Below are 12,216 nucleotides of genomic sequence, written 5' to 3'. Positions count from 1 at the left end.
CTAAAAAATAAAAAGCACAAGTTTTAAACTTGTGCTTTAAAATATTCTTAAATTATAATTGCTGCTACTTTGCAACATTTACAGCTCTCGTTTCTCTAATTACAGTAACCTTGACCTGTCCAGGATACGTCATATCATTTTGTATTTTTTGAGAAATATTAAATGATAATTCAGCTGCTCTTTCATCATTTACCTTTGTACTTTCAACCATTACACGTAATTCTCTACCCGCCTGTATTGCATAAGCTTTCTGAACTCCTGTAAAACCAAAAGCAATATCTTCTAAATCTTTTAAACGCTGAATATAACTATCTAGAACCTGTCTTCTTGCCCCAGGTCTTGCTCCTGAAATCGCATCACAAACCTGAACTATAGGAGCTAGTAAACTCTTCATTTCAATTTCATCGTGGTGAGCTCCAATTGCATTACAAACATCAGGTTTTTCTCCATATTTCTCGGCCCATTGCATTCCTAATAATGCGTGTGGCAGTTCACTCTCTGTCTCTGGAACCTTACCTATATCGTGCAATAAACCTGCTCTTTTAGCAGCTTTAGCATTTAATCCCATCTCAGCTGCCATTAAACCACATAAGTTAGCAACTTCTCTTGAGTGCTGTAATAAATTTTGTCCGTATGAAGAACGATACTTCATTCTTCCAACAGTTTTAATTAGTTCTGGATGTAATCCATGAATTCCTAATTCAATAACAGTACGTTTACCTACTTCAATAATCTCTTGATTAATTTGTTTTTCGGTCTTCCTAACAATTTCTTCAATTCTAGCTGGGTGTATTCTACCATCGGTAACTAACTTATGCATGGACAACCTTGCTATCTCACGACGAACAGGATCAAAACAAGAAAGAATAATTGCTTCTGGCGTATCGTCAACTATAATTTCAACTCCTGTCGCTGCTTCTAAAGCACGTATATTACGACCTTCACGTCCGATAATTCGACCTTTCACATCGTCAGACTCTAAATTGAATACTGATACACAGTTTTCGATTGCCTGCTCTACTCCAACTCTTTGAATAGTATTTAAAACAACTTTTCTAGCTTCTTGTTGTGCAGTCATTTTAGCTTCTTCTAAAGTTTCTTGGATAAAACTCATGGCATCAGCTTTCGCTTCCTCTTTTAAAGATGCTACTAGTTCTGTTTTTGCTTCATCGGCAGAAAAACCAGAAATCTGTTCTAGCATATCAACATGTCTTTTGTGAAGCTTATCAACCTCTGACTCTCTTTTCTCTAAAAAATTAAGTTTATAATCTAAATCTGAAGTCTTTTTTTCTAACGATTGAGAAAGTTTTTTATTTTTATCTAGCTCCGAAGAAACACGTGATTCTTTATCCCTTATCCTCTTTTCAACATCAGACATTTTTTTCTCTCTCGTTAGAATTACTTTCTCATGTTCTGCTTTTAATTCAATAAACTTTTCTTTCGCTTGTAATATCTTGTCTTTTTTGATTGCCTCAGCCTCTAACTTCGCCTCTTTAATCATGCTCTTAGCTTCCTTATTTGTTTCTTTAAGCAGCTTGTTAGCCTTAGTTTTCTCGAGCATTTTTGCGATAACAAATCCTACTACAACACCTATGACACCTACCAATATTGGTAATAATAATCCTTCCATAATTGAATAATCTATCCTTATAAATAAAAAAAGCCCATATTAGTAGTGTTTTATAAACTCCTGAAAAACAGGTTTAGAACTAACTGGCTGATCAAGGATCCGACTAAACGGCTTGCTTTACTAACCAAGACTCATTCTTTTTAATTGAATAGTGTTGAGTTTATTAAACTTTGTACTAATATAGGCAGTATGTTAACTGTTATATAATGAACTTATTTTAAATGATTATCTAACTCTTCTGTTAGTTCATTTAGTTTATTTAAAACTTCAATAGCTTCTTCAGATGTTTTCAATGAAATCATTTCTAACTTAGATGCGAACTGCAAGGCACACATCGCTAAAACATCTTGTTTATCTGCCACCGCATAATTTTCTTCAAAATTCAAAATTAAATTATTAATTTGTTTTGCTGCTTTTCTCATCCCTTCCTCTTCTGTTGCATCTTTCACAATCAAAGGATAAGTTCTTCCAGCAATGACGACATTAACTTTTAAATTTTCCATTTTTTAAAGAACTTCTTACGCATTCAAGAGGGTAATACACTTATCAATCTCTCGAATTAAAGCATTTATTTTGAGTTTTGTATTTCTCGAATATTCATTACTGCCTTCAATGGTTTTAGCTACTTTCAATATATCAAACCGTTTGCTTTGATGAACCAAATCTTGCTCTTTCTCATTCAATAAAACCTGCAAATCACTATTTTGTTGAAGCAAAATCTCGTTTTCTTTTCGAAGGAACTCATATTTATTTAATATATCTTTCAACTTAAGTTCCAGTAAATGAATAGCTTCTAAAGTGTCACTCATTAATTATTGAGATAAAACCATTTAATACAAAACTAATAATCTCTTTTAACAAACGCAACTCTTAAACACTTTTTTCTTAAAATTCTGAATTTCAAACACATAAAACTTTATCATAATTTTAGTAATTTCGTTTATAAATTGTATCGCTTTGAAATATTACTTTTTTCTATTTTTATTGGTATTTTCATTTGTTTTATTCGGACAAAAAAAGGATTATCCACAAAACTATTTTAGCAATCCAATGGATATTCCTGTAGTTGTTGCTGGTACATTTGGCGAATTGAGAAATAATCATTTTCATTCAGGTATCGACTTAAAAACTCAGCAAAAGGAAGGAATTCCGATAAAAGCAACTGCTGATGGTTTTGTTTCTAGAATTAAAGTTAGACAATACGGCTATGGAAAAGCATTGTATATTGAGCACCCAAACGGATATACTACAGTGTATGCACATTTGCAGAAATTTGCTCCTAAAATTCAAGAGTTTGTTAAGGCAACTCAATATAAAAGAGAGAAAAATATTATTGGAAATCTATTTCCGAAACCAAAACAGTTTGTAATTAAAAAAGGAGAAATTATTGCATATTCTGGTGATACAGGAAGTTCAGGTGGACCTCACTTACATTACGAGATCAGAGATACAAAAACTGAAAACATTATAAATCCAATGCTTTTTGGATTAAAAGTAGAAGACACTAAAAAACCTGTTATAAAAGGATTAAAACTATTCGCTCTTGACAGTACTTCCACAATTAATAACTCAAATAACGACAGCACTATTCCAATAAAGAAATTAGAGAATGGTAATTATATCTCAGAACGGATTTTTGCAAACGGATCTATTGGATTAGGTATTTACGTTTATGATCATCAAAATGCGGCAATGAATAAAAACGGGATTTATAGCTTGGAAATGAATATGAACGGAAACAGAGTGTACTATCATAATGTGGAAACTTTTTCATTCTCTGAAAGCAAGTATATTAATCTTCTAATCGATTACGCCCATTATAATAAATACAAAAAACGTTATCAGAAAACACATAAAGTTAAAAACAACAAATTAACTATATACAAAGACCTTATAAATAATGGGGAAATTTACATTAATGCATATGAAAATTACAATATTGAAATTATAGCTAAAGACTATAATGGAAATGCCACTGCACTAAGGATTCCAATAAAAGGAGTTCCTTCGAATGCCATGTCTTCTAAAAAAGACACTACTAATTATAAAATTATAGCTAACAATTTCCACAAATATGTCTCGGAAAATATTTCTGTTGCTTTTCCAAAAAATACCTTTTACCACGATTGCTTCATTGATTTTTCTGTAACAGATAGTATCGTAAAACTACATAAACCTATTATACCTCTAGACAAAAAGTTTACACTAACTTTTAATACAAGTCATCTATCAGAAGTACAAAAACGGCAGGTATATATTGCAAACGTAACGAAAGATAAATATCCTTACCATGTAGCCACTAAAAGGCGAGACAACAAAGTTTTTACAAATCAAAAAACTTTAGGAAATTATAAACTTCTTTTTGATTACAAAGCTCCTGAAATAAAACTTTTAAACTTTGAAAAGGATCGATGGTTAAGCAAAAACTCTACTTTACAGGTAAAAATATCTGATAAAGGCTCAGGAATAAATGAATACCGCGCAACTATTGATAATGACTGGGTTTTAATGGAATACAATCACAAAAAAGGAATTTTAACTTACGATTTTTCTGATAAAAAATTGGTTGGTAGCAAACATATCTTTAAACTTGTAGTTTCTGACAAAGTTGGAAATACTCAAACCATTACTACGACGTTTTATCGTAAACAATAAATCATTTTGAAAAAACTTTTATTTCTTCTTTTACTCCCTTCTTTAATTTTCGCTCAGAAAATGTCCACCATTAAAGGGAAAATCGTTAACAAGTTTAAAGATCCTATTGAAGGTGTAGCAATTAGCTATCTTGGAAAAGGAACAACTACCGACTCAAACGGAATTTATTCCTTTCAAATTCCAATACGTAAAACAGTTAGTGTAACATTTTCACATGTGTCCTATTCAACATTAATAAAAAAATTCACTACTCGTGGAGCTAGAACAATCGACTTCTCTCCAACTCTTTCTATTAAAACGGAAGAATTAGAAGAAATTATTGTGAAGAATCGAAAGAAAGAAGCACAAGGAATCACAAAAATAAACACTAAGAAAGTAGAAACAATTGTTGGTCCAAATACAGGAGTTGAGGCAGTTTTAATGACACTACCTGGAGTTAGTAATAATAATGAATTAAGTACTCAATATAATGTGCGTGGAGGAAATTTTGATGAAAATTTGGTTTATGTAAATGGAATTGAAGTTTATCGTCCGTTTTTAATAAGATCAGGCCAACAAGAAGGATTGAGCTTTATCAATTCACATATGATTCAAAATATTGATTTCTCTGCAGGAGGATTTCAAGCCAAATATGGAGATAAGTTATCTTCTGTTTTAGATATCACTTATAGAAAACCAACAAAAACAAGTACTCAAGTTGATTTGAGTTTTCTAGGAGCAAGTATTACAACCGAAGGGCTTTTATTCAATGATAAATTAAGTGCTATTTTAGGTGTTAGGTATCGAGATAACAGTTTATTCGTTAACGATAAACAAACTGAAGTAAACTTTAGACCTAGTTTTACAGATATTCAAACCTTCTTATCCTATAACATTTCATCAAAAGTCGACATTAACTTTCTTGGAAACTTCTCTTTGAATAATTATGAATACAAGCCATTATCAAGAAGAACTCGTTTTGGAACAATCGCAAATCCATTAGAATTAATTGTTTTTTATCAAGGACAAGAATCGGATAGATTTCAAACATTATTTGGAGCTGTTTCTATGGATTATAAACTAAATGATAATTTAGAATTAACAGGAATTATCTCTTCTTTTAATACTCAAGAGGAAGAATATTTTGACATTGCTGCTCAATATAACATAGGACAAGTAAACACCAATTTAGGTTCTGATAATTTTGGGGATGTTGAATTTGCACAAGGTATAGGTTCTCAGTTAAATCATGCTAGAAATGACTTAGATGCTTTAATCGTGAATGCGCAATTACGGGCTACTTTAAAAGACGGAAATAATGAATGGAGAGCTGGTGTAAAGTATCAGAAAGAAAATATTAAAGATCGTATACGAGAATGGGAAATTATTGACAGCGTCGGTTTCTCCGTTCGTCCACCACATCATAACATCGGAAATGACCAACCCTACAATCCTTTTACTGGTCCAATTGAACCATTTCAAAATGTTAGAGCTGAAAACAATGTAGATATTGATAGATTTTCTGGGTTTCTACAATTCAGTAGAAAAACCACTTGGAATAATCATGATGTATGGTTTAACGCAGGAATTAGATCACAATATTGGAAAGTTTCTCCTATTGGTTCCGACTCTAAAGGTCAATTTATAGTTAGCCCTAGAGCACAATTTGCGATTAAACCAGACTGGAAGAGTGATATGCTTTTTAGGATATCAGGAGGATTTTATTCTCAACCACCTTTTTATAGGGAGCTTAGAGGTTTTGATGGTCAAATCTCAGCTGATGTAAAAGCACAAAAGTCAATTCATATTGTTACTGGAAACGATTATAGTTTTACGATGTGGAACCGTCCGTTTAAGTTAACGACAGAATTATACTATAAAAACTTAAGCGATGTAAACGCCTATTCAATTGATAATGTTCGAATTCGTTATCGAGCAGATAATATAACAGAAGCCTATGCATATGGATTAGACGTTAGATTGAATGGTGAATTTGTTCCTGGAAGCGACAGCTGGGTGAGTTTTGGATATTTAAAAACAGAAGAAAATATAGATAACCGAGGTTACATAGCTCGACCAACAGATCAAAGAATCAAATTAGGAATTCTATTTCAAGATTATGTTCCAAATTTACCTGATTTAAAGGCTTATTTGAACTTAGTTTATAATACGGGCGTTCCCGGAGGAGCACCTGCTTATGCGGATGTTTATGCATTCCAAAATCGTTTAGGTGATTATAGAAGAGCTGATATCGGTGTTTCGTACATTTTCGTTGATAATAATAAAAAAGTATCTAACGGATTCTTAAGTCATTTCGAAGAACTTTCTGCAGGACTAGAACTATTCAATATTTTTGACATTAGAAACTCTATTACCAATACTTGGGTTAGAGATGTGTATAGCAAACAACAATTTGCAATACCAAATTTTATGACAGGAAGAGTTCTTAATTTAAAACTTCGAATGAAGTTTTAAATTAAAAATTACTTCATCACAAAACTCAAAACCCTATTCTAATCAAATAAGGTTTTCTTTATATTGTAACTAATTTATTTTTCTTTAAAATTATGTAACCATAGTAAAAGTTGTCTTCAACTTAATTTAGTATCTTGATTATCTTACTCAACAGCAAACAAGTTCAATCAATGAATCAATCTAAAATTGTTTTTATTATTTTATTATTCTCCATTATAGGATGTAAAAAGTCAGTTGTTAAAGAATTAGAAATAACGGAAAATTGGACATTCAAAAAATCAAACGATACCATTTGGAGAACAGCTGAAATACCAGGGACTGTTCATACCGATTTACTGAAACATAATGTTATTGAAAACCCATTTTATAGACTTAACGAACATAAGGTTCAATGGATAGACAAAGAGGATTGGATATATAAAACAACTTTCAACATTTCGCAAGACACTTTTTACAAAGAACAACTAGAAATTGAATTTCAAGGCATCGATACCTACAGTAAAATTTACATCAACAATACCGAAATTATTTCTACAGATAACATGTTTAGACGTTATCAAATAGACATAAAAAAGCATATAAAAATTGGAAAAAATGAAATAAAAGTAATATTAGAATCTCCTATTAAAAAAGGGATAGAAAAATTCGATTCAATTGATTATGAAATTGAAGTTTCAGATAATGATTTAGCTAAAATTGGAAAGGTTAAAGAAAATAAGAAAGTAAGTGTATTTTCAAGAAAGGCTGGTTATCACTTTGGTTGGGATTGGGGACCAAGATTAGTTACATCAGGAATTTGGCGTCCTGTAATTTTAAAAAGCTGGGATAACTTTAAAATTGAAGATGTCTTTATTCGTCAAAAAGTACTCAAAGATGCCGCACAACTTTCCACGGAAATTGAAATTAGAAGTACAAAAGAATTTAAAAAAAGCACAATTGAAATTAGTATCAACGATACCTTAGTTGTTTCAAAAGAATATCAATTAAAATTCGGAAAAAATAAGATTACCATACCATTCACAATTAAGAGTCCGAAACTATGGTGGCCAAATGGAATGGGAAAACAACATTTATATGACATCAATGTAAAAGTCAGTCATAAAAATCATTACGATGAAAAAAGTAACCGAATAGGACTAAGAACAATTGAATTATTAAGAGAAAAAGATTCGATTGGAACTTCATTTTATTTTAAAGTAAATGGAGTACCTACTTTTATGAAAGGCGCGAATTACATTCCACAAGATTTATTCTTAACCCGGGTAAAAGATTCTAACTACTATCATATTTTAAATTCAGCCAAAGAAGCTAATATGAATATGATTCGAGTCTGGGGTGGTGGATTTTACGAAAATAAAAAATTCTACGATTTGTGTGACGAAATGGGATTATTGATTTGGCAAGACTTCATGTTTGCCTGTGCCATGTATCCTGGTGATAAAAAGTTTCTTGAAAATGTAAAACAAGAAGCTATTGATAATGTAAAAAGATTAAGAAATCATTCATCGATTGCATTATGGTGTGGAAACAATGAAGTATTGTCTGCTTGGGAAAGATGGGGATGGAAGCAAAAAGTTACTAAAGAACAATCTGAAAAAGCTGCTAACACAACCTGGCAGTCTTATGTTGACATTTTTCACAAAGTTCTTCCTGAAGTTGTTGAACAATATGATGCTGATAGAAAATATTGGGCATCTTCTCCAAGTAGTGAATTAGGTGTACCTGAATCGCATACAGATGGAGATGCTCATTATTGGGGTGTTTGGTGGGGAAAAGAACCTTTCGATAATTACAACATGAAAATTCCACGTTTCATGTCTGAATTCGGATTTCAATCTTTTCCAGAGTTAGCAACAGTAAATAAATATACATTACCCGAAGATCGTGATATTTTTTCTGAAGTTATGAAGTCGCATCAACGTTCAAGTATAGGAAATGGTACCATAAAAGAATACATGTTGCGTCATTATAAAGAACCTAAAGATTTTGAAAGCTTCCTATATGTAAGCCATTTGTTACAAGCCTACGGAATTACAACTGGAATTCAAGCGCATCGAAAAAATAGATATCGCTGCATGGGATCTTTATATTGGCAAATTAATGATTGTTGGCCTGTTGCGTCTTGGTCGAGCATAGACTATTATGGAAAATGGAAAGCTTTACATTATGGAGTTAAAGAATCTTTCAAGAAAACAATTGTTAGTTATAATGATAAAAAAGATAAAATAAAAGTATTTATTGCAACAGATTCACTTTCTAATTTCAATGCTAGACTTACAATTGATTTATTAGATTTTAAAGGTAATAAACTAAAATCATGGAATAGAAATATTAAAGTTATTGCAAACTCTTCTGGTAGTTATTTCGAAATAGAAAAAAGTAAAATATCTGATATTACAGAAAATAAGAATGAGGTTTTCTTAAATACTTCATTAAGTATGAACAACTCTATTCTTGACACAAAACAACATTTTCTTGTTCCTTTTAAAGACCTAAAACTACCTCAACCTAATATCACCTTTAATGTTAGTGAAAATGAAGATGAATATTTCGTAAAACTATCAACTAAAAATTTAGCCATTGGTGTTTTTGCAAGTGGAAACTTCGATTTAAATTTTTCCGACAATTATTTTAACATGCTACCAAACTCAGAAAAAGTAATTTCTATAAAAAAAGGAAACTTAAAATCACTTGATATTTTTAAAGATAAACTTAAAGTTACAAGTTTGTTTGATAGTTATTAAGAAGCCAAAAATAAATTCATAGAATAAAAAGGAGCTACTAAATAGTACTCCTTTTTTTATACACAGATTAGTTAATTCATGCGAATTGGCTACTTTAGATTCTAAAAGTTAAAAATCTACTTTTCCTTTATCTAAAATGATTACGTCAAACTCAATTTTATTTACTATCATTTGTGTTTTTGCCATCCAAGCAATCATTTTAAGTATTCTTATATTACAAAAACAACCAAAGATCCTAGCAAATAAATTTTTAGCTATGCTACTCATTTTTTATGCAATTATGGCGGTAAACATCGTTTTAGTCAATGTTCTAAAAGATTATGGAAAACTTTATATATTTAGATATATCCAGCTTGAATTATTATATGGATTGGGGCCTGCACTTTATTATTACACAAAAAGTATAACACAACCTAGTTTTCGATTTAAAAAGGAGGATTTTGTACATTTCATTCCAATAATTCTTGAATTTATTTTTTACAGAACATCTTTTTACAGAGACGGAGCAGATGGGTTATATATAAATCCGATGCCAAATATCACGTACGTATACTTAACACAACAATGGATTGGAGTATTATCAACCTTAATCTATAGTATAATATCATTTCGAGTATTGTATAATCATGAAATGAAATTAAAACAATACTTTTCTAAAATTGAAGACAAATCGTACAAATGGCTGAAAGTTCCTATTTTAATTTTTGGGTTCTATCCAATTTTATGGAATATTCTTACAGAAATAGATCGATTTGCTTTTGACAGAAACTTAAGGGAATATTACTTTTTACCAAACTTTGCTATTCTTGCTATAACTTGTACTTGGATTGGTTTTAAAGGTTTTTTGATAAAATCAACTTCTAAACTAGTTCCTTTTGAGAATAGTCATTCAGAAAAGGAAACTCCCACTCCACCGAAAGATGGGAATTTTCTGGAGAAGTTAAACGCCTTAATGCTTCATGAAAAACCTTATTTACAATCAGATCTAAATCTTCAAAAACTTGCAGAACTTTTAGAAATGAAACCAAAAACTCTTTCATTAAAAATAAATCAGAACTGCGAGAAAAACTTCTATGATCTAATCAATTCCTACCGGATACAAGAGTTTAAGGAAAAGACACAATCGGTTGATTTAAATTCATATTCAATTTTAGGTTTAGCATACGATTGTGGCTTCAACTCGAAGTCCACTTTTAATAGTGTCTTCAAGAAAAACACACAAAAAACTCCCAGTCAATATATTAAAGAATTAAAAAACTAGTCCAAATAGAAGCAGATGGACGACTGACATAGATCACACTTGTAATTTTGTGATGAAAATTATAAAACATCAATGAAAATAAAAATCAATTTTATCTTAATCATGTTTTTATCCGGATTCATAAACGGACAAACAACATTCTCAAAAGAACAAGTTTTTAAAGATCTTTCTCATTTAAAAAAAGCACTTATTGAAGCTCAATTTAACATCTATGAATCTGTTTCAGAAGATACTTTTGAAAAGGGTTATCTAGAGATAAAAAACAAAATAAATAAAGACTCTTATTCTTTATTAGAAGCAACTAAGGTTTTGCAGCAATTACCTGTAATTGTAAACAACGGACATACAAGCATTGATTTCCCCGGATCGGAATACATGAAATATGCTTCTTCTAATGACGCTACTATTTTTCCAATAGAGATAGCAATTGAAAACAACAGAGCTTTAGTTAGAAAAAACTGGTCTAACAATAAACACTTAAAACCCGGAGATGAAGTTTTGAGCATAAACAACAAACCAATCAATTCTATTTTTAAAGATATGTATGCTCAAATATCTGGAGAGCGTGACATGATGAAAAACGTTAAGATTGAAATGTATAGTTTCCCAAGATACTATTGGCAGTTGTATGGTCAAATTAACCACTTTGAAGTTCAAATTAAAAACTTAGCTGGCAACAAAACCTATCAAGTAGCGGCCGTGAAAGTGATGGATGAATATGAAGACAGAAGATCAGAAGTTTTGAATTCAACTATGAATTTGAAATTCTATGATGATATTGCATATTTAGATCCAGGAAGTTTCGGTGGAGATTTACATAAATTCAAAAACTTTATCAAATCATCATTTGAAAAAATAAAGATTCGTAAGTCTCAAAAATTAATTATTGATTTAAGAAATAACGCTGGAGGAGATAATGATTACAGCGATTTTATGCTTTCATTTATTGCAAACACTCCTTTTACTTGGAATAGCTCATTTCAACTTAGAACTAGTAAACTTCTTAAAGAAAGTGGTAAACAAAACAAAAACTCAAATAGCAAGTATTGGAAATCGATTTTTAGTCATACAGATGGCGAACGTTTTGACTATGATTTTATTAAAACTCAACCTCAACCAAAAGAAAAAAGATTTACTGGTGAAGTTTACACGTTAGTTAACAGACAATCTCATTCACAAGCTACTGTTACCGCAGCACAAATTCAAGATTACAAACTTGGAACTATTGTTGGTGAAGAAACAGCAGAATATCCATCATTAATTGCTTCAGTCTTCTACTTTAAACTTCCCAATACTAAGATCCTAGTACAAATTTCAAAAGGTAAAATGATACGTGTAAATGGAAGTACCAAAGAAGAAGGAGTTATCCCAGATATATTTATCAAAGATTTTCTTTTAGACGAAAAGGATGAGATTCTAACAGAACTATTAAATCGATTACGAAATCAGAAATAAAAAAAGGAGTAACACAA

Annotated in this window: 8 protein-coding genes and 1 other RNA gene; 5 read left to right on the top strand and 4 right to left on the bottom strand. The window is 30.9% G+C overall.

Going from position 1 to position 12,216, the window contains the following annotated elements:
- Positions 1-64 precede the first annotated feature (64 nt).
- The 4 genes from rny to BTO06_RS04980 all read right to left on the bottom strand — a co-directional run bounded on the left by rny (position 65) and on the right by BTO06_RS04980 (position 2,439).
- Positions 65-1,630, bottom strand: a complete 1,566-nt coding sequence (rny, locus tag BTO06_RS04995) for a ribonuclease Y (RefSeq protein ID WP_100924252.1) — start codon at positions 1,628-1,630, stop codon at positions 65-67.
- Between the two features lie 54 nt (positions 1,631-1,684).
- A non-coding RNA gene (gene ssrS, locus BTO06_RS04990) (6S RNA) lies at positions 1,685-1,790 on the bottom strand.
- Between the two features lie 52 nt (positions 1,791-1,842).
- A complete protein-coding gene (locus tag BTO06_RS04985; protein WP_100924251.1) occupies positions 1,843-2,133 on the bottom strand; it encodes a cell division protein ZapA in 291 nt (96 codons plus the stop codon).
- Positions 2,134-2,148: 15 nt separating this feature from the next.
- Positions 2,149-2,439, bottom strand: coding sequence for a hypothetical protein (locus BTO06_RS04980; protein WP_100924250.1), 291 nt, complete (start codon positions 2,437-2,439; stop codon positions 2,149-2,151).
- A gap of 148 nt (positions 2,440-2,587) precedes the next feature.
- Between BTO06_RS04980 and BTO06_RS04975 the strand changes: the two genes are divergently transcribed.
- The 5 genes from BTO06_RS04975 to BTO06_RS04955 all read left to right on the top strand — a co-directional run bounded on the left by BTO06_RS04975 (position 2,588) and on the right by BTO06_RS04955 (position 12,199).
- The gene (locus BTO06_RS04975) at positions 2,588-4,285 is read left to right on the top strand and encodes a M23 family metallopeptidase (protein WP_232731516.1); all 1,698 of its coding nucleotides are present in this window, start codon (positions 2,588-2,590) and stop codon (positions 4,283-4,285) included.
- Positions 4,286-4,345: 60 nt separating this feature from the next.
- On the top strand, positions 4,346-6,739 hold the full coding sequence (locus tag BTO06_RS04970; protein ID WP_232731515.1) for a TonB-dependent receptor: 2,394 nt from the start codon (positions 4,346-4,348) through the stop codon (positions 6,737-6,739).
- A gap of 170 nt (positions 6,740-6,909) precedes the next feature.
- Entirely contained in the window at positions 6,910-9,483 is a 2,574-nt protein-coding gene (locus tag BTO06_RS04965; protein ID WP_100924248.1) for a beta-mannosidase, read from the top strand.
- Between the two features lie 256 nt (positions 9,484-9,739).
- Positions 9,740-10,744 carry a helix-turn-helix domain-containing protein gene (locus BTO06_RS04960; RefSeq protein ID WP_157811742.1) on the top strand — a complete coding sequence of 335 codons (1,005 nt, stop codon included), beginning with the start codon at positions 9,740-9,742 and terminating at the stop codon, positions 10,742-10,744.
- Between the two features lie 72 nt (positions 10,745-10,816).
- Entirely contained in the window at positions 10,817-12,199 is a 1,383-nt protein-coding gene (locus BTO06_RS04955; protein WP_100924246.1) for a S41 family peptidase, read from the top strand.
- Positions 12,200-12,216 lie beyond the last annotated feature (17 nt).

The organism is Tenacibaculum sp. SZ-18 (genome assembly GCF_002813915.1).
Classification (GTDB): domain Bacteria; phylum Bacteroidota; class Bacteroidia; order Flavobacteriales; family Flavobacteriaceae; genus Polaribacter.
This window is presented reverse-complemented; position numbering and strand designations above follow the sequence as displayed.